This is a genomic window from Proteocatella sp. QWL-06, from assembly GCF_058684135.1.
This window is the reverse complement of sequence record NZ_CM178755.1, coordinates 1,208,579-1,231,518: the sequence shown is the minus strand read 5'-3', so window position 1 is coordinate 1,231,518 and position 22,940 is coordinate 1,208,579. Positions and strand designations below refer to the sequence as shown.

Annotated in this window: 21 protein-coding genes; 14 read left to right on the top strand and 7 right to left on the bottom strand. The window is 38.0% G+C overall.

What is annotated here, in order from left to right; translation table 11 throughout:
- The first annotated feature begins 99 nt into the window (after positions 1-99).
- The 3 genes from AC4PGZ_RS05830 to AC4PGZ_RS05820 all read left to right on the top strand — a co-directional run bounded on the left by AC4PGZ_RS05830 (position 100) and on the right by AC4PGZ_RS05820 (position 4,056).
- Positions 100-1,698, top strand: a complete 1,599-nt coding sequence (locus AC4PGZ_RS05830) for a peptide chain release factor 3 (protein ID WP_492160117.1) — start codon at positions 100-102, stop codon at positions 1,696-1,698.
- A gap of 82 nt (positions 1,699-1,780) precedes the next feature.
- Positions 1,781-2,494, top strand: coding sequence for a YebC/PmpR family DNA-binding transcriptional regulator (locus AC4PGZ_RS05825; RefSeq protein ID WP_492160116.1), 714 nt, complete (start codon positions 1,781-1,783; stop codon positions 2,492-2,494).
- A gap of 125 nt (positions 2,495-2,619) precedes the next feature.
- Complete coding sequence (locus tag AC4PGZ_RS05820) at positions 2,620-4,056, top strand: nicotinate phosphoribosyltransferase (RefSeq protein WP_492160115.1); 1,437 nt, start codon at positions 2,620-2,622, stop codon at positions 4,054-4,056.
- Positions 4,057-4,111: 55 nt separating this feature from the next.
- Here AC4PGZ_RS05820 and AC4PGZ_RS05815 read toward each other — a convergent pair whose 3' ends face one another.
- The 3 genes from AC4PGZ_RS05815 to nifV are packed head-to-tail and all read right to left on the bottom strand — an operon-like array spanning position 4,112 to position 8,196.
- Positions 4,112-5,107, bottom strand: a complete 996-nt coding sequence (locus tag AC4PGZ_RS05815; RefSeq protein WP_492160114.1) for an isocitrate/isopropylmalate dehydrogenase family protein — start codon at positions 5,105-5,107, stop codon at positions 4,112-4,114.
- The gene (locus AC4PGZ_RS05810; RefSeq protein WP_492160113.1) at positions 5,107-7,032 is read right to left on the bottom strand and encodes an aconitate hydratase; all 1,926 of its coding nucleotides are present in this window, start codon (positions 7,030-7,032) and stop codon (positions 5,107-5,109) included. The genes AC4PGZ_RS05815 and AC4PGZ_RS05810 overlap by 1 nt, the downstream gene beginning before the upstream one ends.
- A gap of 18 nt (positions 7,033-7,050) precedes the next feature.
- A complete protein-coding gene (gene nifV / locus AC4PGZ_RS05805) occupies positions 7,051-8,196 on the bottom strand; it encodes a homocitrate synthase (protein WP_492160112.1) in 1,146 nt (381 codons plus the stop codon).
- A 343-nt stretch (positions 8,197-8,539) separates the two neighbouring features.
- On the opposite strand from nifV, the gene AC4PGZ_RS05800 reads away from it, so the two are divergent.
- Positions 8,540-9,049: a hypothetical protein gene (locus AC4PGZ_RS05800; protein ID WP_492160111.1), complete on the top strand. Its 510-nt coding sequence runs from the start codon at positions 8,540-8,542 to the stop codon at positions 9,047-9,049.
- A 92-nt stretch (positions 9,050-9,141) separates the two neighbouring features.
- On the opposite strand, the gene rlmD is transcribed toward AC4PGZ_RS05800, so the two are convergent.
- The 3 genes from rlmD to AC4PGZ_RS05785 all read right to left on the bottom strand — a co-directional run bounded on the left by rlmD (position 9,142) and on the right by AC4PGZ_RS05785 (position 12,731).
- On the bottom strand, positions 9,142-10,497 hold the full coding sequence (gene rlmD / locus AC4PGZ_RS05795) for a 23S rRNA (uracil(1939)-C(5))-methyltransferase RlmD (RefSeq protein ID WP_492160248.1): 1,356 nt from the start codon (positions 10,495-10,497) through the stop codon (positions 9,142-9,144).
- Positions 10,498-10,574: 77 nt separating this feature from the next.
- A complete protein-coding gene (locus AC4PGZ_RS05790; RefSeq protein WP_492160110.1) occupies positions 10,575-11,306 on the bottom strand; it encodes a pseudouridine synthase in 732 nt (243 codons plus the stop codon).
- A 33-nt stretch (positions 11,307-11,339) separates the two neighbouring features.
- A complete protein-coding gene (locus tag AC4PGZ_RS05785) occupies positions 11,340-12,731 on the bottom strand; it encodes an RsmB/NOP family class I SAM-dependent RNA methyltransferase (protein WP_492160109.1) in 1,392 nt (463 codons plus the stop codon).
- Between the two features lie 152 nt (positions 12,732-12,883).
- Here AC4PGZ_RS05785 and AC4PGZ_RS05780 point away from each other — a divergent pair, with 152 nt between their 5' ends.
- The 4 genes from AC4PGZ_RS05780 to AC4PGZ_RS05765 all read left to right on the top strand — a co-directional run bounded on the left by AC4PGZ_RS05780 (position 12,884) and on the right by AC4PGZ_RS05765 (position 16,333).
- Positions 12,884-14,371, top strand: coding sequence for a DEAD/DEAH box helicase (locus tag AC4PGZ_RS05780; protein WP_492160108.1), 1,488 nt, complete (start codon positions 12,884-12,886; stop codon positions 14,369-14,371).
- A 71-nt stretch (positions 14,372-14,442) separates the two neighbouring features.
- Positions 14,443-14,817: a RidA family protein gene (locus AC4PGZ_RS05775; protein ID WP_492160107.1), complete on the top strand. Its 375-nt coding sequence runs from the start codon at positions 14,443-14,445 to the stop codon at positions 14,815-14,817.
- A gap of 1 nt (position 14,818) precedes the next feature.
- Positions 14,819-15,877 (top strand): MazG nucleotide pyrophosphohydrolase domain-containing protein, encoded by a 1,059-nt coding sequence (locus AC4PGZ_RS05770; protein WP_492160106.1) that lies wholly within the window; start codon positions 14,819-14,821, stop codon positions 15,875-15,877.
- A 177-nt stretch (positions 15,878-16,054) separates the two neighbouring features.
- Entirely contained in the window at positions 16,055-16,333 is a 279-nt protein-coding gene (locus AC4PGZ_RS05765) for an HU family DNA-binding protein (protein WP_492160105.1), read from the top strand.
- 57 nt (positions 16,334-16,390) lie between these two features.
- On the opposite strand, the gene AC4PGZ_RS05760 is transcribed toward AC4PGZ_RS05765, so the two are convergent.
- Positions 16,391-17,587 (bottom strand): pyridoxal phosphate-dependent aminotransferase, encoded by a 1,197-nt coding sequence (locus AC4PGZ_RS05760; RefSeq protein WP_492160104.1) that lies wholly within the window; start codon positions 17,585-17,587, stop codon positions 16,391-16,393.
- 157 nt (positions 17,588-17,744) lie between these two features.
- Here AC4PGZ_RS05760 and AC4PGZ_RS05755 point away from each other — a divergent pair, with 157 nt between their 5' ends.
- The 6 genes from AC4PGZ_RS05755 (at position 17,745) to dprA (ending at position 22,929) form a co-directional block, all read left to right on the top strand.
- Positions 17,745-18,125, top strand: coding sequence for an adenine nucleotide alpha hydrolase family protein (locus AC4PGZ_RS05755; RefSeq protein ID WP_492160103.1), 381 nt, complete (start codon positions 17,745-17,747; stop codon positions 18,123-18,125).
- A gap of 16 nt (positions 18,126-18,141) precedes the next feature.
- Positions 18,142-18,345: a hypothetical protein gene (locus AC4PGZ_RS05750; protein WP_492160102.1), complete on the top strand. Its 204-nt coding sequence runs from the start codon at positions 18,142-18,144 to the stop codon at positions 18,343-18,345.
- Positions 18,346-18,381: 36 nt separating this feature from the next.
- The gene (locus AC4PGZ_RS05745) at positions 18,382-19,779 is read left to right on the top strand and encodes an aminopeptidase (RefSeq protein ID WP_492160101.1); all 1,398 of its coding nucleotides are present in this window, start codon (positions 18,382-18,384) and stop codon (positions 19,777-19,779) included.
- A gap of 190 nt (positions 19,780-19,969) precedes the next feature.
- Positions 19,970-20,314 carry a YraN family protein gene (locus tag AC4PGZ_RS05740; protein WP_492160100.1) on the top strand — a complete coding sequence of 115 codons (345 nt, stop codon included), beginning with the start codon at positions 19,970-19,972 and terminating at the stop codon, positions 20,312-20,314.
- Between the two features lie 28 nt (positions 20,315-20,342).
- Positions 20,343-21,866, top strand: a complete 1,524-nt coding sequence (locus AC4PGZ_RS05735; protein ID WP_492160099.1) for a YifB family Mg chelatase-like AAA ATPase — start codon at positions 20,343-20,345, stop codon at positions 21,864-21,866.
- Between the two features lie 4 nt (positions 21,867-21,870).
- Positions 21,871-22,929 (top strand): DNA-processing protein DprA, encoded by a 1,059-nt coding sequence (dprA, locus tag AC4PGZ_RS05730; protein WP_492160098.1) that lies wholly within the window; start codon positions 21,871-21,873, stop codon positions 22,927-22,929.
- Positions 22,930-22,940 lie beyond the last annotated feature (11 nt).

Genomic DNA, 22,940 nt, shown 5'->3' with positions numbered 1-22,940 from the left:
AAAAAATATTTTTTTTGAAAAAATGAAATAAATCTATCACCATAGATGGAATTATAGTAAAATAGAAGAGTACGATTAAATCTGAAAGGAAAACAATTAATGAGTAATTTAGAACTGGAAAATGAAATAGACAGACGAAGGATTTTCGGTATCATTTCTCACCCGGATGCAGGTAAAACGACTCTTACAGAGAAACTTTTACTTCACGGAGGGGCAATAAGAGAGGCAGGTACCGTAAGTGCTCAGAAAAATACAAAATATGCAAAATCTGACTGGATGGAAATAGAGAAAAAAAGAGGGATATCTGTAACATCATCTGTAATGCAGTTTGATTATGATGGTAAGGTAATATCAATAATGGATACCCCAGGACACAATGACTTTGGAGAAGACACATACAGAGTGCTGACATCTGTTGACAGCGCAGTCATGGTAATAGATGCGGCAAAGGGTATAGAAGCACAGACCAAAAAGCTTTTTCAGGTATGTAAATTAAGAGGAATACCTATATTCACATTCATAAACAAGCTTGACAGGCAGGCAAAAGATCCTCTGGAGCTCATAGAAGAGCTGGAGACGGTTCTTGGCATGAATGCTACGCCTGTTACCTGGCCGATTGGGAGTGGGCTTCAGTTTGAGGGTATATATGATATCCTGGAAAATGAAGTTCATCTGTATAGAAAAAAAGAAATTATAAAGCTTGGTGAAGAGGGCGTATTTGGTCCAGAGCTTGAAGGATTGCTGCATCCTGACAACCTCAGAGAGCTAAGAGACAACATGGAGCTTATAAATGGAGCGGGGAATGAATTCAACCTTAAGCTCATAAGAGAGGGGAATCTTACTCCTGTATTTTTTGGTACTGCTCTTGCCGACTTTGGAGTAACCGCATTTCTCAACCATTTCCTTGATATGGCGCCTGGACCGAGTGTAAGAAAGACGACTGACGGAGAGATATCGCCGTACAGCAGCAATTTTACCGGATTTATATTCAAGATACAGGCAAACATGAATCAGGCACACAGAGACAGGATAGCTTTTCTCAGAATATGCTCCGGGGTTTTTGAAAGGGGTATGGAGGTAACGCTTTCAAGGACGGGTAAAAAGATGAAACTGTCACAGTCTACTCAGTTGATGGCAAATGACAGAGAAACAATAGACAGAGCCTATGCCGGCGATGTTATAGGAATTTATGATTCTGGAAACTATCAGATAGGTGACACTCTTTTCGAAGGCAAGGATAAGATATATTTTGAACCTCTGCCGACGTTCCCACCGGAATTATTCATAAGAGTAATGCCTGTAAATTCGATGAAAGCAAAGCATTTTCACAAAGGAGTCGATCAGCTTGCACAGGAAGGCGCCATACAGGTTTATAAAACAGAATATAACGAAGTAATTCTAGGTGCTGTAGGAGCGCTTCAATTTGAAGTCTTTGAGTACAGGCTCAAGAATGAATATAATTCAGATATCATTATCGAGCACCTTGACTACAGCGTAGCCAGATGGATAAAGACCGATAATACGGAAGGACTAAATAAATATCACAATTCAAGAAGCATGCTGGTATTTGACCATTTCGATAGACCTCTGATGCTTTTTGCAAATCAGTATACGCTTGACAGATTTGCAGAAAAATATGAAGAGCTCAAGCTAGTTGATGCACTTGATGTAAACAGGGAGTTTGGAATGGAGCTTTAGGACAGGTGTTGAATTATATTTTAATATGCTGTATAATATGTGAGTGTTTATGAAGAATTCTCAATTTTAGGAGGGACCCCATATGGGTAGAATAGGTAATATAGAAAACAGAAAGAACAAACAGGATGCAAAAAGAGCAAAGATATTCACAAAATATGCTAGATCTATAACTGTCGCAGCAAAAGAAGGCGGCGGAGATCCTGAATACAATGCTTCATTAAAGACTGCGATTGAAAAAGCCAAGTCGATGAACATGCCTAACGATAACATAGACAGAGCCATAAAAAAAGGTATAGGTGGAGGCGAGTCTGAAAACTTCGAGCATATAACTTATGAAGGTTATGGTCCGGGTGGAGTAGCGGTTATCGTGAATGCTCTTACTGACAACAAGAACAGAACTGCTGGAAACGTAAGATTCTACTTCGACAAGAATGGCGGAAATATGGGAACTGCAGGCTGCGTAAGTTTCATGTTCGACAGAAAGGGAGTAATCCTGATTGAGAAAAGCGATTCGGTAGAAGAGGATGCTCTCATGGAGATGGCGCTTGAAGCGGGAGCAGAAGACTTTATAGCGGAAGAGGAGGGTTTTGAGATAATAACTGACCCTGATGTATTCGACGAAGTGAAGGACGCTTTAGAGAAATCTGGATATGAGCTTCTTTCTGCTGAGATAACAATGCTGCCTCAGACTTATACGAAGCTTGATGAAAACCTTGTAAAGAGCATGGATAAGCTTATTGACATGCTTGAAGATGATGATGATATACAGGATATATACACAAATCTTGAAGCGTAATTTTATAGAAACAGAAAATCAAGTACTAATGCGTATTCTACATGGGTACGCATTTCTTATTTCGGGCAGCGTACATATTCAAAATTCTTGTTTAAGCTGTCCGTGAAGATGAGAAAGGAACTGAAATGAAAAACTTAACTCTTTTAACTGATTTTTATCAGCTTACAATGTCAAATGCATACTTTAAGGAAGACCTTAATAAGGAGAAACTTATATTCGATGTATTTTTCAGGAAGAATCCAAGTGATGGTGGTTACACAGTAGTTTGCGGTATAGATCAAGTAGTTGATTATATCCAGAAGCTGGAGTTCACAGAAAGCGATATAGAATATCTGAGCAGCATGAAAACCTTTGACCAGGGATTCCTTGATTATCTCAGAAATTTTAAATTCACAGGAGAAATATATGCCGTTGAAGAGGGAACCATAATGTTTCCCAATGAGCCGATAATAAGAGTCAGGGCAAATTCAATAGAGGCTCAGATTGTCGAAACTGCAATACTCAATATAGTCAATTTTGAGTCTCTTATCGCGACGAAGGCCTCAAGGATATGCCAGGTTGCTGAAGGAGACCCTGTAATGGAATTTGGGCTCAGAAGAGCTCAGGGACCTGATGCAGGTCTTTATGGCGCCAGAGCGGCAGTGATTGGAGGATGCGTTGGAACCTCCAATGTTCTTGCTGGCAAGATGTATGATATACCTATAATGGGAACTCATTCACACAGCTGGGTTCAGAGATTTGATTCTGAGCTTGAGGCATTCAGGGCTTATGCAAAGAACTATCCGGATAAGACAATGCTCCTGCTGGACACATACAATACACTTAAAAGTGGACTTCCAAATGCAATAACAGTATTTAAAGAGCTTAGAGGAGAGGGGCATGAGGCTCAGGGGGTAAGGCTTGATTCCGGAGACCTCGAGTATCTTTCCAAGAGAGTCAGAGAAAAACTTGATGAGAACGGCTTTGAAAATGTCAAGATAACTGCATCAAATGATCTTGATGAATATTCAATAATGGATCTCAAACAGCAGAAAGCTATGATCGATGTATGGGGAGTTGGAACAAAACTAATAACTTCCAGTAGCCATCCTTCGCTTGGCGGGGTATACAAGCTCTCTGCAGTAGAACGTGATGGAGAAATAATCCCTAAGATTAAAATATCAGAATCTCCTGAGAAAATAAATAATCCTGGATATAAGCAGGTCGTAAGGATATTTAATAAATATAATAATGCAGCCAGAGCGGATCTTATAATACTGGACCATGAAGAAATAGATGAGTCAAAGCCACTTACTATATTCCATCCGACATATACGTGGAAGACTCAGACCTTTGAAAATTATTATGTTGAAAGACTTCTGAAACCTCTTTTCATAGATGGAAAGCTTGTGAGGGAAAAGAAAAGCGTAATGGAGTACAGAGCTGATTCGATAGCCAAGAAGAACTGCTTCTGGCCACAGTACAAAAGAATAAGCAACCCTGAACCGTTCAAAGTAGATTTATCTCAGGAACTTTGGAACCTGAAAAGTGATTTGATAAAAGAACTTAAAAAACATTACTAAAATTTAAAGAAAGACTCATCATATATCCAACTACTGGATAAGATGAGTCTTTTGGTTATAAATTTGAAATCACGGCGTCTGTGAATTTTAATCTGTCTGCTGTTCCTCCAAGATCTCGCGTATGAAATTTGGTGTTTGAAACAGTCCTGATTACAGCTTTTACGATTTTCTCGGATTCTTTCCTGTAACCCATATCAGAAAGCATCATGGCTGAGCTGAGTATGACAGCTGTAGGATTGCTTATATCAAGACCTGCTATATCGGGGGCACTTCCATGTACAGCTTCGTATATTCTTATATCGTCGCCAATGTTTGAACTTGAGGCAAGTCCGAGGCCCCCAGTAAGGCCGGAGCACAGATCTGAAATTATGTCTCCATAGAGATTGGGAGCGACTATTACATCAAACTGGTTTGGGTTCATTACAAGCTGCATGCACATATTGTCAACTATTTTCTCATCAGGAGATATTTCTGGATAAAGTTTTGAGATTTTTCTAAAGGTGTCAAGGAAAAGGCCGTCAGTAAGTTTCATGATGTTTGCTTTATGAACGACGGTTACTTTTTTTCTGTTGTTCGCTTTTGCATATTCAAATGCATATGTGCATATTTTTTCACTGGCTTCTCTGCTAATTATTTTAATGCTTTGGGCAACGTCAGCTGAAGCCATATACTCTATTCCTGCATAGAGATCTTCTGTATTTTCTCTTATTACTACAAGATCAAGATTATCATAATTCGATTTTATGCCTGCCATTGATTTTACGGGTCTTATGTTTGCGTAAGTTTTAAATTCTTTTCTAAGAAGTACATTTATGCTTCTGAAGCCTCCGGCTACAGGAGTTTCGGTGGGTCCCTTTAGCACTATCTTATTTTTTTGAATATTGTCCAGGAGTCCATCTTGAAGGAGCAGTCCGGTGTTTTCGAAATATCCTTTGCCGGCCTCAAATTTTTCCCAGACGATCGGAAGCTTGAATTCATCAATTATCCTAACAGCGGACTCTATAACCTCTGGTCCGATTCCGTCGCCGTTAATCAGTGTTATACTATGCATCAGTAGTTTTCTCCTTTGACTGAAATGTATTTTAGAAAGCCGCCATGCAGCAGGATCTCTCTTTCTCTTTTTGAAGCCTCTAACCTTACCTTTACAGGCGTTTGGTTTATATTAATCTCAAAGATTTCTTCGTGTGCTATTCTTGTTAGAGCACTGGATAGTTCTGCTTCATCGAGCAGGCTTATCTTATAATAGTCTTCAGGGTTTTCGAAAATGAGGGGAATTATTCCGTTGTTTATGAGATTTGATTTATGAATCCTTGCAAAAGATTTTGCGATTACTGCCTTTATTCCGAGATAAGCGGGGGAAAGCGCAGCGTGCTCACGGCTGGATCCTTGGCCATAATTTTCGCCGGCAACAATTATCCCTGGATTATTATATTTTGCTCTTTTAGGGAAATCTCTGTCGAGCCTTGCAAGGCAGAAATCGGAAAGATACTCTATGTTAGACCTGAACGGCAGCATTTTTGAATCTGAAGGCGTTATATCGTCCGTTGATATATTATCCTTACCTATAAATACGGTTTTAAGTCTTATGAAGTCTGATGGAGCATTTTGAACAGGGAGCTCCTTTATATTTGGTCCTTTTACGATATCCTGATTCATGTCAGGTTTGTTATATATGAAAAAGCCTTTATTTCTAATTGCAAGATCGGGTTTGTTGTATATATCTGCATCAAAGTCAGGAATATTGTCTGTTATATATCCGCAGAGAGCACTTGCTGCAGCGGACTCAGGACTTACTAAATATATTTCTGCAGAGTCGGTTCCGCTTCGACCTTTGAAATTTCGGTTGAAGGTCCTAAGTGAAACACCATTTGTATTTGGGGCCTGTCCCATTCCTATGCATGGTCCGCAACCACATTCAAGTATTCTGGCACCTGAGTCTATAAGGTCTGAAAGTGCTCCGTTTGCAGCCAGCATAGACAGTATGCTGCTGGATCCTGGTGCAATAACCAGGCTGACATGATCCGATATTTTTTTGTTTCGTAATATAGATGCAGCTCTGGTTAAATCCTCGTAAGATGAATTTGTGCAGCTTCCTATTGCGACCTGGTTGACTTTAACTCCGCAGACTCCTGAAATACTTTCGACATTATCCGGACTGTGAGGTTTTGCAATCATAGGGACTATGTCATTCAGATTTATTACTATTTTTTCATCATAATATGCATCTGGGTCTGCCTTAATCTCTAAATAGTCGCCTGATCTTCCTTGAAAACCAAGGTACTCAAGAGTTTTATGATCGGTTTCAAAAATAGAGGTTGTAGCTCCAAGCTCAGCTCCCATGTTGCATATAGTGGCTCTTTCAGTAAGCGAGAGTGAGGATGATCCGGGACCTGTGTATTCAAGGATTTTTCCTACGCCTCCCTTGACACCTGACTTTTTTAGGATATGAAGTATTATATCCTTAGCTGAAGCGGGCGGACTTATCTTGCCTTCAAGATGAATGTTTACGACTTGCGGAGTTTTAAAGTAGTACTTTCCTGAAGAAAGTGCTGTTGCAATGTCTAGTCCGCCTGCACCTATTGCTATCATACCCATTGCGCCACAGGTGGGAGTGTGGCTGTCGGATCCAAGCAGTGTTTGTCCTGGCTTTGAAAAATTCTCAAGATGAAGCTGATGACACACTCCGTTACCTGGTTTTGAATAAGTTATTCCATATTTTCTGCATATGGATCTTATGAATTCATGGTCATCCATGTTTTCGAATCCTGTCTGAAGCATGTTATGATCTACGTATGCAACAGCATTGCTTACTTTTATAACAGCAGGATTTATGCGCATAAGCTGGAGATATGCCATTGTCCCTGTAGAGTCCTGTGTAAGTGTCTGATCGATTTTTATTGAGATTTCATTTCCTGGAGTGAGTGAACCGGAAAGTAATTTATTTTCAAGAATTTTTGTTGTAAGAGATTTTCCCATATTTATCCTCCGGTGAATTTAAAGTGAATCTACATAAAGCATTCTTCCGTTATTTTTTAAATCAGAATATATAGTCAGAAGCTCCATGTCATTAAGTGAGCGTTTGAGTTCTATCGAATGAGATCTTACACTTTCAAGAATGTCAGGTCCAAGCGCATCTTCCATATTTATTCCAAGCTGGAGAAGCTTGTTTTTTATGCCTGCAGAGCCTGAGTGTTTTCCAACTACAAGTTTTCTTGAGAGGCCAACGTCTTCTGGAGAGTAAAGCTCGTACGTCCGTGGATTCTTTATTGCACCGTCTGCATGTATTCCGGATTCATGTGAAAATATGTTATCTCCAACGACTGCCTTCCATGGAGACAGCTTTCTGCCTGATGCAGTTGCTATATATTCACAAAGTGGCTTCAGCCTTAATAAATCATATTTGTTATTTTCGTAAAGCGAGCATCTTGCAGCCATTATTATTTCTTCAAGAGAAGCATTTCCAGCCCTTTCTCCAAGACCATTAACGGTTACCCCTACATGAGTTGCGCCGCCCATAACGCCGGCAATTGCATTTGCCGTTGCCATTCCAAGATCGTTGTGAGTGTGCATCTCCACATCTATACCAAATGTATCTTTTATCGATTTAATTGTATTATAGGTTCTGATTGGGTTGAGTATTCCTATGGTGTCACAGTATCTTATTCTGTCTGCACCGGCATTTACTGCATGCTTTATAAATTCATACAGAAAGTCATCGTCAGTTCTTGAGGCATCTTCTGCATTCACTGAAATGTACAAGCCTTCTTTTTTTGCATAGTCTACAGCTGTTATCATCTGATCAAGAACTTTCTCTCTTGTAGATTTAAGCTTATCCTTTATGTGTATGTCAGATGTGGAAATTGAAATTGCTACGGCATCTACTCCACAGTCTATCGAAGCCTGTATGTCCTTTATGATTGCTCTGTTCCACCCCATGATGCTGGCCTTCAAATTACTCTTAACAATCTTTTTGATAATTTCTTTTTCATCTCCGCCCATGACAGGTATGCCGGCTTCTATCTGCTCGACGCCAACCTCATCCAGCATCCTTGCAATATTCAGTTTCTCCTGATTTGCGAATACTACTCCTGCGGTTTGCTCTCCATCTCTTAATGTTGTATCGACTAATTTGAATTCCATTTCGTTGTCCTCCTGTTAATTTATATTGTAGTAATGATAATACTTTTTGCAGAGTTCGTCAACACCTTTTTGAAATTAAAAATTTAACAATTGCATTTATTGAAATGACCCATAATTACAAAAAGCGGAAAAATCAGGAACGCAAACGTTTTCAGAGGTGGATATAAAGAATACAAAAAATAGAAATCTTGCATAAATGAATTAAGAGGACTAGAATATTGCATAAAGTGTTATTGACTGTTATGTATGATGATGTACCGAAATAATTATATTGGAAAGAATTAGACAATTCTGATATAATTGTCTTACATAATCATATTTATTTAGCGCAAAGGAGCATAGAATGAAGATTAAACGAAAATCAAGAAATCTCTTAATAGCAGCTTTGGTAGTTTTGGTGTCTATAACTGGCTGTAGCAGTGATAATGGGATAAAATTTGAAAGCAGTGACAAGGATTTTGAGGTTCAGCTTCAAAAGGGATTTGAAAAGGGTGATGTTACAAAGACGGATGAACCTGAAGGATATGTATATTCCTTTGAAAGAGAAGGTGAATTTTTGGATATCAGCGAATTTGTAATGCCGGGAATAACTTTAAATGAAGAGATGATAGAAGAAGAGCTTCATATGTCAACAGAGATGGAAGTCCTGAGGATGGACAACATAGATCTGGGAGATAGAGGAAAATTTTATGGAGTTCTTGTGCAAGATCCATCCACGGGGATGTATATGATTTATCACAGAATACAGAAAGGTGACAAGATAATTTCCTTCCTGAACTATAAATCTATACCGTTTACTATAGAAGAGGAAGCTGAGCATAAAGCTATGATTTCTACAATCGAATGGAAGTAGGTAAAAGCAAATAATATAAATCATAAATCTGTAAAGTAAAAGGTCAGATGAGCGAGTCTGTAACAAGACGCACTTCTCTGACCTTTTTATGCTTACTGCTTTTTCAGATGTACTATCACTTCAGCGTGAGGTGTATTTGGGAACTGATCTACTCCCTTTACCTGAAGGACTTTATAACCGCTATCCTTGAGTTTATGGAGGTCTTCAACCAGTGCTTTTGGGTTGCATGATACATATATGATTTCTTTTGAGTCAAACGCAATGATGTCTTTCATTGCCTTAGGGTGAACTCCGCTTCTTGGAGGATCGATTATTATTACGTCCGGTTTTTCACTTAGCTTGGATACCTCCTGGGCAACGTCGCCGGCTATATATATTGCATTATCTATGTTGTTGATCAGGCAATTCTCCTTTGCCATTTCTACAGCTTCTTCAATCAGCTCTATTCCGTATACTTTCTTTGCATTTTCTGATATAAGTATTCCGATGGTACCTGTACCGCTGTAAAGGTCATATACTATCTTATCTTTTTTGTCTCCAAGCATTTCTTTCGTAACACTATAAAGGACTTCTGCGCACTTTGTGTTGGTCTGGAAGAATGAGAAAGGGGAAATTTTGAATTTAAGTCCGAGCAGTCTGTCGTAAAAATAATCTCTTCCGTAGAGTATTTCCATACTGTCGCATATAACTGCATCTGAATATGAGTTGTTGACAGTGTGGAGTATACCGGTGATACTTCCGTCCAGATCGAGATTGTTTAGCAACTTTACGTAATCGCTCATATCAAACTCTATCTGTGAAGTTGTTACGAGATTTACAAGTATCTCTCCTGTATTCTGCCCTTTTCTAACCACGAGATGCCTCAGGTATCCGGCGTGGCTCAGAATCCTGTAAAATGGAAGATCCTTATGTCTGAAATACTCGCATGTTGCTGAAAGTATTTTTCTGTAATCTTCGTCTATTATCTTGCATGTGTTAACATATACAATGCTGTTGCTTCTGTTTGTCATATGCATACCTAATGCAAGCGGAGCATCCTTTTCTTCGTTTCCGAAGGTAAACTCCATTTTGTTTTTGTATTCGAGATGAATAGGGCTGGGGATCATTTCCATATTCTCAAACTCGTCATGGCCTGATTCGAGGAACATCTCTTTAATCTGATTCTTCTTGATTAGCACCTGTCTGTGATATGACACGGAAAGAAGTGAACATCCACCGCAGATGCTGTAGTGATTGCATACGTTTTCTGATTCGAGTGGTGATGGAGCGGTTATATCGAGTATTTTTCCGTCTATCTTATTTTTTCTTATCTTTTTTATCAGTATTCTTACTTTCTGACCGGGGATTCCGTTCTTATATACAACCTTTTTGTCTTCAAAAAACGATATTCCTTCTCCTCCGAAGTTAAGCTTGTCAACTGTAAGTTCCAGTATCTCTCTTTTTTTCATTATTATAGAAAGCTGCATGTTATATTTTGCAGCCATCTCCTCTCTTTATATTTATGTGACGAGTGATGCAAACAAGACTAAAGGTAATTTTCCAATAGTTCCATCTCTCTGTCATTAAGTTCACGGAAATCTCCTGGGGCTATGTTGCTGTCGAGTTCGATTGGTCCCATGCTGATTCTTTTAAGGAACGTAACTGTTCTGCCTGAGGCCTCAAACATCCTTTTTACCTGGTGATATTTACCTTCTTCAATTATTACCTCACATGTAGATTCATTCTCTTTTGAGTCCAGTATTTTAAGCTCGGCAGGCAGACATTTGTAATTGTCTTCATTTAAGAATATGCCTCTGATGAAATCCAGGACATCTTTTTGGGTAAGCCCTTTTCCGGATACATGTGCATAGTAGAGTTTTTTAACATGTTTTTTTGGCGAAAGCATATTGTGAGCCATTTTACCATTGTTCGTAATTATAAGCAAGCCTTCGGTATCTTTGTCGAGCCTTCCGACCGGGAAGGGGCTAAAAGCCTTGTAGCTGTCAGGGAGAAGGTCGATAACCGTTTCTTCTCTGCTGTCTTCTGTTGCTGATATTACACCTTGAGGCTTGTTCATCATGATGTATACGAATTCTCTGTATTCAACCAGATCATCCAGATACATTACTTTGTCTGATTCTGTATCTATCATTGACGAAGGATCCTTGGCGGTTATTCCGTTAACTGTTATTTTCCCCATTTTCAAATCGGATTTTATCTCTCTTCTTGAACCATAACCCATGTTCGAAAGTAGTTTATCTATTCTCATTTTTGCCATTTCGTGCTCCAATTCATTTTATATGGAGGCTTGCTATAAAAGCCTCCAGTTTTTGTTATAGTGGTTTTTTACTGTTCCATTTTTTGCTTTGCCATATCCAAGTGGAAATCCATCAACACAGATTACGATTATTCCGTCTTTTACATCTGCGAATATTGTCTCACATTTAAGATATTTAATCAAATTTTCATCGTTTACATTATAATCCAATGTATTCTTAAAATCGCATTTTTTTAAAGACATTATGAATGCTGGACTTGGTATGAAATTAGAATTCTTTATTTCTCCAATAAACAATCCATTTCTAATGATTTTGAGTCCGGAGAGATTTCTTGAAAGTTGAAGTTCTTTGTATATCCTGTTGTTTTCAATCGTGAAGATTCCATCTATTGATATATTAAGGTTTTTTCTCTGGAAATCGAGATATTCATTTGGAAGGCTGCTTCCTGAAACTGTTTTTGATATCTTGTTTTTTCTTGAGATTTCAGAATGATGTGTTTGATCTGTAGGTTCTTCGCCGGTTCCGTTGAATGATTTTTTCATCAGGCATAGAAAGTGTCCTTCAGCGTTCACCTTGTGAGGGAAAAGTCGGCAGGCCTCGTAAATGCCAATTCCACTTTCGAATCCATGTTTTTTTTCTATATTTATAAGCTCAAAATCCGGATTGTTACTTATAAAATCTTTTATCTGATTTTCGTTCTCATCAATATTGAATGTACAGGTGGAATACATTATAAGTCCACCTGGCTTGAGCATTGCGGCAGCACTTGAAAGTATTCTTTTTTGCATATCTGGGTTTGCTATTTTTGATGATTCGTAAGTTTTTATGAGATCGGGATCTTTTCTGAACATTCCTTCTCCTGAGCAGGGAACATCAAGGAGTATCCTGTCAAAATATGAACTGAATCTCAATGCGATTTTTTCCGGAGCATCATTCATGATCAGTGCATTAGTTATACCCATTATCTCGATGTTTCTTAGTACGGCTTTTATTCTTTGCCCGGAGATATCGTTGCTTACAAGAAGACCGGTGTTATTTAGCAGTGATGCAATCTGTGTGCTTTTCCCGCCTGGTGCACTGCATAAATCAAGTACCTTCATTCCTTCCTGGATATCCAGGTACTCTACCGGAGACATCGCAGAAGGTTCCTGGATGTAGTAAAGGCCTGCGTTGTAATATGGAAGCTTGGCTGGCCTTGAGTCTTTATCGTAATAATAACCTGAATTACACCACGGAACTGTAGTAATCCTCATGTCTGGGACAAAGGTTTTCATTAGTGACTCAAATTCTTCATTTGTGATTTTTAATCTGTTTATTCTAAGCGCTGAAAATCTTTCTTTATCATATGAGCTCAAAAATGATTCAAATTCATCTTTCAGGAGCAGTTTCATTTCCTGAAGATACACGGATGGTAAGTTTATCATAAAAATTCCTTTATTATAATCTTTAAGTTTTAACACTATATTATAACGTTTTTATCAATATAATTCAATGAAAATAATGAAAGTTGAAGTCTACTGTAGAGTCGTGTGCTATAATATATCGTAAATGATAGATTATTTTGAAAGGAAATCATATGGAATTCAAGGATTTTGGTTTAAGCAGCGAAATATTAAAAGCGATTGAAAAGATTGGATATAGAGAAGCAACACTTGTTCAGGAAAAAACAATTCCCGAAATAATGACAGGCAGAGATGTGATTATGATTGAAGCCACTGGGAAGGGCAAGACCGCTGCATTTGGCATACCACTGTGCGAATCGGTTATATGGGAGCAGAATCTACCGCAGGCTCTGATATTGGCGCCTACCAGAGAGCTGGCTGTTCAGGTGGGAAGGGAAGTTTCTGATATCGGCCGTTATAAAAAGGTCAGTGTTCAGGTTATCTACGGGAAGCAGAGCTATGAGAACGAAAGACTTCTTTTAAAACAGAAATGCCATGTCGTTGTAGCTACCGCAGGCAGGCTTTTTGACCACATATCAAGAGGTACGATTGATTTAAGTCGTGTCAGTTTTTTTGTGATGGATGAGTTTGATGAACTTATAAAGCCGGGGTTCATTGAAAAGATAGATTCTATAATAGATTCACTTCCTGAGGACAGACAGAATATATTTGTATCTGCAACGCTTCCGCATGATCTTAAAAAGGTGGTTGAAAAGCATATGGACAATCCCTTTGTTTACAATTATTTTGAGGAAGGTGAATGTTTTCAGAACGGAAGTGTTGAAAATCAGGAACCTGATATAGAACAATTTATACTCCATGTTTCTGACTTTGATGATCTGTCAGGAATGAGTGATTTTGAAAAAAGAATGACGATTATAATGAATATTCTTGCGAATGAAAATTCATGCAAATCGGTAGTATTCTGCAACACACAGTCAATGACTGACAGGATATATGAATACTTGAAAAAGAATATCCAGACAGCTTACAGGATTCATGGAGACATGCCGCAGAAGGAAAGAGAAAATGCAGTTAAGGAGTTTAAATCTCGCCTTAGAGCAGTTCTTGTTTCAACAAACCTTACGGCAAGAGGGATAGACATTGAAGACATCGACACGGTAATCAACTACGAGGCTCCATTTGAGTCAGATAAATATGTACACAGGATAGGCAGGACTGGACGTGCGGGCAAATCAGGAAAAGCTTTTACTCTCGTGTCTTCATCGAACGCAGATATGTTAAATAAAACAGAAAGTGCAATGAAGAGCAGAAAAACAGAAGCGTACGAACTTGAAATCAAGCTTGAGACAACACTTTACTTCAAGTCTTTCAACACCATGAAATCTAATATGAGCGATAAAGAAAGAAAACAGGAAGATGTGACCAAACTGTATTTCAGAGGCGGTAAGAATAAAAAGTTTAGGACTACTGATTTTGTAGGGCTTCTTTGCAGTATTGACGGGATAACATTCGAAGACATAGGGGTCATAAAAGTAGGGAAAGAATACACGATAATTGATATTCTAAACAATAAATCCACTAAAATACTAAGCGAAGTATCCAATTATAAAATCAAAGGAAAGAAGATTTTTGCAAGAGTAGCAAAAAACCAGGAGTAATTAATAAAACGTTGTAATATTAATACTTTCGTGTTAAAATGAATAATATTATATAAAACAGGAGGTTATTTATGAAAAATGTAGTTACAAGCAAGGCTCCAGCTGCAATAGGTCCATATTCTCAGGGGATTGACATCGGAAATCTGGTATTTACATCAGGCCAGCTGCCGCTGAACATGGATACAGGAGAAATGGAAACGGAAATAAAAGCAGCTACTAAAGCGTCTCTAAGTAATGTGAAGGCAATTCTTGCTGAAGCCGGACTTACTATGGACAATGTTATCAAGACTACTGTATTTATAAGTGATATGAACAATTTTGCAGCAATGAACGAAGTATATTCAACATTCTTTGGTGAGACTGCACCTGCCAGATCTTGCGTAGAGGTAGCAAGGCTGCCTAAAGATGTACTTGTTGAAATCGAAGCTGTTGCGGTGAGAAAATAGCATGAAAATAACTATTGTTGGACTGGGTTCTGGAGATATATCCAGCATAAGCTTGAAGGCTTACCGGATACTTACCAGTTCAGATAATATATTTTTAAGGACAGAAAATCATCCTGTAGTTGATTCTCTTGTTGAAGACGGAATGAATTACAGATCTTTTGATTATATCTATGATAAATCAGATGATTTCGAGAGTTGTTACGATGAAATATCAAACATAATAATTAATGAGTCTCAATCTGATGATGTCGTATATGCTGTTCCGGGCCATCCTTGTGTAGCAGAGAAATCCGTAGAAAGACTGGTTCGTTTGAGCAGAGAAAAAGGAATAGAAACGGAAATCATCTCTTCAACGAGCTTTCTGGACGACATGTTCGTGTTTCTAGAATTTGATCCGTCAAAAGGATTTACGCTTGTTGATGCACTGGATTTTAATGAGAAAAAAATAGGGCTTTGCAACAGCCTTGTGTTTACTCAGGTATACGACAGATTTATAGCATCGGAATTAAAGCTGAAGCTAATGGATATAATTGCAGATGACACGGACATCATCATATTCAAAGCAGCGGGAATAAAGTCTCTGGAAAAGAAAATAAGTTTGAAACTTTACGAGCTCGACCGATATGATTTTGAATTTGATCATTTGAGCAGCGTTTTCGTACCTTTCCCTTATGCTGAAAAAAATCAGTCAATGTCAGGATTTGTTGAGACTATTGAAGTGCTGAGAGGTGAAAATGGCTGTCCATGGGACAGAGAGCAAACCAGAGAATCACTCATGCCTCAGTTCTATGAGGAGCTTGATGAATTCAGAGATGCGGTCAGAAACAATGATATAGATAATATTATTGAAGAACTTGGAGACCTTCTTCTTCATATTGTGCTTCAGGCTCAGATTGGAAAAGAAGAAGAGTTGTTTGATATCGATGACATAATTAATGGTATAAACGAAAAAATAATCAGGAGACATCCTCATGTATTTGGGGAAGAGGAAGCTTTTACCAAAGAAGATGTCAATATAATATGGGAACGTATAAAAAAAGAAGAAAAACTTATAAAATAGCTCAAAACGCTTGACTTTATAGTGTTTTTTTGATAAAACTATAAGACAAGAGGTTAAACTTTTTAAATACTTACAATTTGCAGTATTCAGCAAAAAATCTGATTTATCATATTTTTTGATCAGGTTGTAGGTTTTATATTAACTTTTATGATACTTAAATTATTAGGAGGTAATCTAATGAACAAGGCCGAATTAGTGGCAAATATGGCTGCAAAATGTGAATTGACAAAAAAGGAAACAGAAGCTGCTCTTAACGCTTTCATGGCATGTGTTGAGGAAGCTCTCGTAGCAGGCGAAAAAGTGCAGTTAGTTGGATTTGGATCTTTTGAAACTAGAGAGAGAGCTGCAAGAGAAGGCAGAAATCCAAAGAACCCAAAAGAGACTATAACAATCAAAGCTTCAAAAGCTCCTGCATTCAAAGCTGGAAAAGGATTAAAAGAAAAAGTTAACAAGTAGTATCGGATAATATAAAAAAAGCCAACCGTAAGGTTGGCTTTTTGATATTGTCATAAATTATTTTTTCAGTGCTGTATATGCCTTGAGTCCTTCTTTAAGACAGTTCATTGCTTTTTCAAGCTCAGCAGCATTTAGAACGTAGGCTATTCTTGCCTCATTCTTGCCAAGTCCGCTTGTTGCATAGAATCCTTCTGCTGGAGCCATCATAACAGTTTCTCCGTTAAGATCGAATTCTTTTAACATCCAGATTATGAAATCCTCTGCGTCTTCAACTGGAAGTTTTGCAACAACGTAAAGCGCACCCTTTGGCTTTTCGCATACAACTCCCGGCATTTCCTGAAGTGCCTTGTAAACTATGTCACGTCTTCCTCTGTACTCTGCGCAAACTTCATCATAGTATGATTTTGGCATTTTATAAAGCTCTACAGCACCAATCTGCTCTATTGTAGGAACGCATAGTCTTCCCTGGCAAAGCTTCATTATTTGTGCAATCAGAGGCTTATTTTTGCATGCAAGTGAGCCTATTCTTGCTCCGCATGCGCTGAATCTCTTTGAAATAGACTCTATAAGTATTACTCTGTCAGCAGCATCTTCCATGCTTGCAAAGCTTGTATGAACTTCACCGTCGTATACAAACTCTCTGTACACCTCGTCAGATATTATGAAAAGGTCTTTTTCGATTGCTATGTCAGCAAGCATTCTAACTTCTTCTTTAGTGTAAACTACTCCTGTTGGATTTCCCGGGTTTGAAAGAAGTATTGCTTTTGTTCTTGGAGTTATAGCTGCAAGAACTTCTTCTTTAGAAGGTAGGTGGAATCCGTTTTCTGCTTTTGTAGTAACTGGAGTAAGACTTACGTCAACAGTTGATCCGAATCCGTTGTAATTTGTATAGAACGGCTCAGGTACAAGTATCTGGTCACCAGGATCACAAACAGCAAGCATAGCGAACATAAGCGCTTCACTTCCTCCGTTTGTTATAAGTATCTCTTCTTTATCGTAGTTTAGGTCATTTTCCTTATAGTAGTCAACGATTGCATCGATAAGCTCTGGTATACCCTGTGAAAGAGCATATTCAAGAACTTCTGCATCGAATTTTCTTACTGCATCAAAAAACACAGCAGGAGTTTTTACGTCTGGCTGTCCGATGTTAAGATGATAAACTTTTTTTCCCTGTGCTTTAGCTGCCTGCGCGTAAGGCACTAATTTTCTGACTGGTGAAGATTGCATTGCTTCGATTCTTTTTGAAAATTTCATTGTAATCTATCTCCTTTAATTATTATTTTTACAACTCTAATATATCATAAACTGTAAGAAATTAAAACACCTAATAGAAAAAAGTATTTAACATCATCCAGTATTACAATTAATCATTTGGTATGATATAATTACACTCAAAGGAGGACTTCATAATATGACAGGAAAAAAGATAATGGTATGCGTCACTGACCAGAAAGTTTGCGAAAAGCTGATATATAATGCTCTGGATATCCTGGAAACGAGTCCGGGAGAAATTCATGTGATTCATGTTTCAAAAGACAGTGTAATCAAGGGTGAGGAGTCGGGAGAAGCGCTTGAATATCTTTTTGGAGTATGCAATAAATTTGATGCAAGCCTTACGCTGATAAAATCTGATGATATTCTGGACTCTCTGGTTAAGTCAGCAATAAAAAATAAGATTGACACAATAATTATGGGAGAGAGCAGAAGAGCCAATCCTGAAAGCAGCATAATTTATGAACTGAAAAGAAAAATGGGGAATAAAGTCGATATAAATGTTGTGCCAACAATATAGACCGGAGGAAAATCAGATGAAGATATATAAAGTCGTTCTTGATAACGAAGAAACAAGATTTTTTCTTACAGAGTCAGACATAAGAGGATATCTTGAAAATAATAAGTTTTTATATCTTGTTGAAGAATCTACAAATGAGGAACTGCTTGTAAATATTGATCACATAGTCACTGTAACCGAGGTCAGGGATATTGCCTTGAAATTCAGGTACAAACTGTAAAAACTTCAGTTTTTATAATTAATCGGAGGATATCTCATGAATAAATATGAAATCAAAAATGCATGGAACATAATTGATAAAAGTGAAGAAAGCAGCATTGAGAAATTTTCATTCGAATATATGGATTTCATAGACAGATCCAAAACGGAAAGGGTCTGTATCAATGAAATAAGAAGAACCGCGAAGGAGCACGGATTTGTTGATCTGGACAAGCTGATATCAGAAAACACAAAGCTGATTCCGGGAATGAAGATATATGCTGAAAACAATCATAAATCGGCAGTGCTGTTTGTAATAGGTGACGAACCTATAGAAAATGGGTTTAAAATGGTAGGATCTCACGTGGATTCACCAAGGATAGACTTAAAGCCGAATCCTTTATATGAAGATTCCAATATAGCACTTTTCAAGACCCATTACTACGGCGGGATAAAGAAGTATCAGTGGGCGACTATACCACTAAGTCTCTATGGAACGGTTTATAATAGCTTAGGTGAAAAAATAGATATCTCAATAGGCGATGATGAAAATGACCCAATTTTCTTTATCAATGACCTTCTTATACATCTTTCATCCGATCAGATGCAGCTTAAGGCATCGGAAGTAATCAAGGGAGAGCAGCTGAATGTAATGGCTGGAAGCAAGCCTCTTCCGCTTGGGGATGATGGCAAGGAACAGAAGGATTCATTCAAGGGTAATGTACTTAGAATACTTAAAGACAGATATGATATAGATGAACGTGCCTTCATGAGCGCGGAGTTTGAGCTTGTTCCATCAGGAAAAGCCAGAGAAGCCGGTCTGGACAGGTCTATGATAATGGCATATGGACATGACGACAGAGTATGTGCGTTTGCTTCTCTTAAGTCTATTCTTGAGACTGAAAAATCAGAACTTATGAAGTGTGCAGTTTTTGCTGATAAGGAAGAAGTGGGGTCTCAGGGGAATACTGGAATGGAGTCTCGCTTTTTTGAGAATATGGTTGCTGAGCTCATAAATCTTCAGGGGGAATACTCAGATTTAAAATTACGAAGAGCTTTTTCCAATGCCAAGGTTCTTTCAGCTGATGTAAACTGCTGTGTTGATCCTTCGTTCCCTGAAGTTACAGAAAAAAACAACAATGCAATACTCGGAAATGGAGTAACTCTGACAAAGTATACGGGTTCACGCGGAAAAGGTGGCTGCAATGATGCGAATGCAGAGTTTACTTACGAGATAGCCACTCTTTTTGACAACAATGATGTAGTATGGCAGACAGGAGAACTTGGAAAAGTCGATCAGGGTGGCGGAGGTACAATCGCCTATATTATAGCAAACTATGGAGCACAGGTAATAGACTGCGGGACACCTGTACTCAGTATGCACGCACCTTATGAAATAGTAAGCAAAATAGATGCATACATGACATATAAAGCTTATTCAGCATTTTACAAGTAATATATAAATAAATCAGCTTAAGAGGAATCTTTTACGGATTCCTTTTAATTTGCATAAATTCAGCTTTCAAGATTTGGATAATTTGAAAAATTCTAAATTTACACTGGTAATATATCACTTTTACTGATAGAATGTTTTTTGAATTAACAATTATAAAGTTCGCTGCCATACTGTTCTTGTGGAGGAAAAGATGAGCACAAAGGAGATAGGGGATTTAGGCGAGAATATCGCATCCAGATATCTGGTTGAAAATGGTTATGATATCATTAAGCGGAACTACAGGGTAAAAGCTGGAGAAGTCGACATAATTGCAATGTATTCAGGCGTTCTTGTATTCATCGAAGTAAAAACAAGGAAAAACAGCGATTTTGCCTATGCACGTGAATCTGTGAATATAAGAAAACAGTCACGCATAAGAAATGTTGCAAGGTCTTTTATTTCAGAAAACTACATTTCATATGAAAGTATGCGATTTGATGTAATTGAAATATACACAGATAATAAGTATATACAGCATTTCAAAGATTCTTTTTGATTTCTCTGTACAGACAGGAGGGAATATATTGTTTTATAAAAGTATCACTTGTGCATTAGATGGTATTAATGGGTATACTGTTACAGTTGAAGCTGATATTTCAAAAGGTATTCCGAATTTTTCAATTGTAGGCCTTCCTGATATTTCTGTCAGAGAATCTCGAGAAAGAATAAAGTCGGCAATAACTAACAGCAGACTGAAATATCCAGGCAGGAAAATCGTCATAAATCTTTCTCCGTCTGATATCAGAAAGGAAGGCTCACATTTTGATCTGGCAATTGCTGTATGCATACTCAACAGCGAATATGAATTTTTGCAAAACCGGCATGAAAAAACTGCTTTTATAGGAGAATTGTCACTCAATGGTGAAATAGCTGCAGTTAAGGGGGTTATCCCGTTTATCCTGAATGCAAAAGGAGACCCGTCAGTAGAAAAAGTTATTGTACCTTATGACAATTTTGAAGAAGCCAGTGTAGTAGATGACATTGAGATATATCCGGTAAAAACCCTGAGTGATGTAATTGGCTATCTCAGCGGGAAAATGGAACTCTCAAGACTTGAAGCTGCAGATAAAGTTCGAAGTCACCATTTTGAGCTCGATTACAGTGATATAAAAGGAAACGGTATTGCAAAGAGAGCTGCAGAAATATGCGCAGCCGGAAAACACAATCTATTTATGATTGGATCTGCCGGATCCGGCAAGACAATGATAGCAAAGCGTATTGTGAGCATAATGAGTGAACTCTCCGATGAGGAGTACATTGAGGTAAGCAAGATTTACAGCAGCTCAGGGCTATTCAATGAGGACATAACAAGGAGAACAAGACCATTCAGGTCACCGCATCATACTGCGACGATTAAATCAATTATAGGCGGTGGTGCATCATCTTCTCCGGGAGAGGTAGTGCTTTCTCATAACGGCGTTCTTTTTCTGGATGAGCTGCTTGAATTTGACAAAAAGGCATTAGAAGCCCTCAGGCAGCCTATAGAAGACAAGAAGATAGCAATAAGCAGAATAAAAAGAACAAATATATATCCATGTGACTTCGTGCTCGTTGCATGCTGCAATCCTTGTCCCTGCGGTAACTATAATAATCCTCACAAGGAGTGCAGATGCAGTGAATACAGAATAAGATCATATCTGTCAAAAGCCTCAAATCCACTGCTCGATAGATTTGATCTGTTCGTTGAGGTTCATCCTATAGATTTTGAAGATATAGTATCCCCATCTGAAGAAGAAAAAAGTGAGGATATAAGAGCAAGAGTAATTCAAGCTCAGGATGTTCAGAGAAAAAGATACAGAAAATCAAACAACATGTACAATGACGGACTGAAATCTCAGGATATCGAAAAATACTGCATGCTTACAGAGGATGCTTCACAATTCATGAATATGGTATTTAACAAAAATAAACTTTCAATAAGAAGCTATCATAAGCTGCTGAAAGTCTCAAGAACTATTGCTGATCTTGATGGTTCAGATATTATAGATATTTCGCACATATCGGAGGCTGTATCTTTCAGAAAGCCTCTCGACAAATATTGGGGGTGATTTCATGAGAAAACTTGCACTAATTCTACACAGGGCTGAAGTCACGACTCGTGAATATCTTGAGATAACAGAAAAATCATTCGGAGTATTCGACTACCTTTCATTAAAGGATGATATAAAGAATGTTGTATCGGGCAATAAAGCTTGTATAATAGAAAAAGAATTTGAAACGGTTGAAGAAACATTGACTTCAATGAATGAAAGAGGAATTGGTTTCATCACATGGCATGACAGCGAATTTCCTGAAAATCTCAGGCAGATTCCTGACCCTCCATATCTTCTGTATTACATGGGGTGCATAGACATAATCGACAGCTTTTCAATATCGATAATAGGGAGTCGCAGTCCAACAGTCTATGGAATATTTGCAGCTTCAAAATTTTCAAGAGAACTTGCTCTGAGAAGCGTTGTTACTGTAAGCGGATTTGCTAAAGGAATAGACACTGAGTGCCATAAATCAACGCATCAAGCAGGTGGAAAAACCATAGCTGTTCTTGGGACCTCATTTGACAACATTTACCCAAGATCAAACATAAAATTTCTATCAGAGCTTATAAATTCCGGAAGCCTTATACTTTCTGAGTATCCTGTAGGAATTGAATCGCGTCCGTATCATTTTGTAAAAAGAAACAGGATTATAAGCGGTATTTCATATGGGACACTTGTGATTGAGGCTGGAGAGAAAAGCGGAACACTTACAACTGTTGATTTTGCGCTCGAACAGGGAAAGACTGTGTTCGCAGTTCCAGGAAACATCAATTCAAAGAACAGCTTTGGGACAAATAATCTTATAAAGTATGGAGCAAAGCCGGCAACGGATATACAGGATATTATTGAAGAATTTCCTGATGCATGCTTTGTGCAAAATAATCAGAAAAAAGATTCTTCTCTTTCGGAAACTGAAAAAATGATCATTAATACTCTAAATGACAAAGGTGTGCAAAATATTGAAAAAATTGCATTCTTTACAAATTTTAAAATAAAGGATATAATAGGGGTCCTGAACATTCTTGAAATAAAAGGAATAGTAAAAGACTTAGGGAACGGAATGTATTCTCTATAAAATATTTGAGG

Excerpts from the sequence above, each read along its gene's own strand:
- AC4PGZ_RS05750 (WP_492160102.1), top strand. The coding sequence starts at position 18,142 with ATGAAGATATATAAAGTCGTTCTTGATAACGAAGAAACAAGATTTTTT.
- AC4PGZ_RS05800 (WP_492160111.1), top strand. The coding sequence starts at position 8,540 with ATGAAGATTAAACGAAAATCAAGAAATCTCTTAATAGCAGCTTTGGTA.
- AC4PGZ_RS05755 (WP_492160103.1), top strand. The coding sequence starts at position 17,745 with ATGACAGGAAAAAAGATAATGGTATGCGTCACTGACCAGAAAGTTTGC.
- AC4PGZ_RS05765 (WP_492160105.1), top strand. The coding sequence starts at position 16,055 with ATGAACAAGGCCGAATTAGTGGCAAATATGGCTGCAAAATGTGAATTG.
- AC4PGZ_RS05770 (WP_492160106.1), top strand. The coding sequence starts at position 14,819 with ATGAAAATAACTATTGTTGGACTGGGTTCTGGAGATATATCCAGCATA.
- AC4PGZ_RS05815 (WP_492160114.1), bottom strand. The coding sequence starts at position 5,107 with ATGCATAGTATAACACTGATTAACGGCGACGGAATCGGACCAGAGGTT.
- AC4PGZ_RS05740 (WP_492160100.1), top strand. The coding sequence starts at position 19,970 with ATGAGCACAAAGGAGATAGGGGATTTAGGCGAGAATATCGCATCCAGA.
- AC4PGZ_RS05785 (WP_492160109.1), bottom strand. The coding sequence starts at position 12,731 with ATGATAAACTTACCATCCGTGTATCTTCAGGAAATGAAACTGCTCCTG.
- AC4PGZ_RS05825 (WP_492160116.1), top strand. The coding sequence starts at position 1,781 with ATGGGTAGAATAGGTAATATAGAAAACAGAAAGAACAAACAGGATGCA.
- AC4PGZ_RS05745 (WP_492160101.1), top strand. The coding sequence starts at position 18,382 with ATGAATAAATATGAAATCAAAAATGCATGGAACATAATTGATAAAAGT.
- AC4PGZ_RS05820 (WP_492160115.1), top strand. The coding sequence starts at position 2,620 with ATGAAAAACTTAACTCTTTTAACTGATTTTTATCAGCTTACAATGTCA.
- rlmD (WP_492160248.1), bottom strand. The coding sequence starts at position 10,497 with ATGAAAAAAAGAGAGATACTGGAACTTACAGTTGACAAGCTTAACTTC.
- dprA (WP_492160098.1), top strand. The coding sequence starts at position 21,871 with ATGAGAAAACTTGCACTAATTCTACACAGGGCTGAAGTCACGACTCGT.
- nifV (WP_492160112.1), bottom strand. The coding sequence starts at position 8,196 with ATGGAATTCAAATTAGTCGATACAACATTAAGAGATGGAGAGCAAACC.
- AC4PGZ_RS05790 (WP_492160110.1), bottom strand. The coding sequence starts at position 11,306 with ATGGCAAAAATGAGAATAGATAAACTACTTTCGAACATGGGTTATGGT.
- AC4PGZ_RS05775 (WP_492160107.1), top strand. The coding sequence starts at position 14,443 with ATGAAAAATGTAGTTACAAGCAAGGCTCCAGCTGCAATAGGTCCATAT.
- AC4PGZ_RS05760 (WP_492160104.1), bottom strand. The coding sequence starts at position 17,587 with ATGAAATTTTCAAAAAGAATCGAAGCAATGCAATCTTCACCAGTCAGA.
- AC4PGZ_RS05780 (WP_492160108.1), top strand. The coding sequence starts at position 12,884 with ATGGAATTCAAGGATTTTGGTTTAAGCAGCGAAATATTAAAAGCGATT.
- AC4PGZ_RS05830 (WP_492160117.1), top strand. The coding sequence starts at position 100 with ATGAGTAATTTAGAACTGGAAAATGAAATAGACAGACGAAGGATTTTC.
- AC4PGZ_RS05810 (WP_492160113.1), bottom strand. The coding sequence starts at position 7,032 with ATGGGAAAATCTCTTACAACAAAAATTCTTGAAAATAAATTACTTTCC.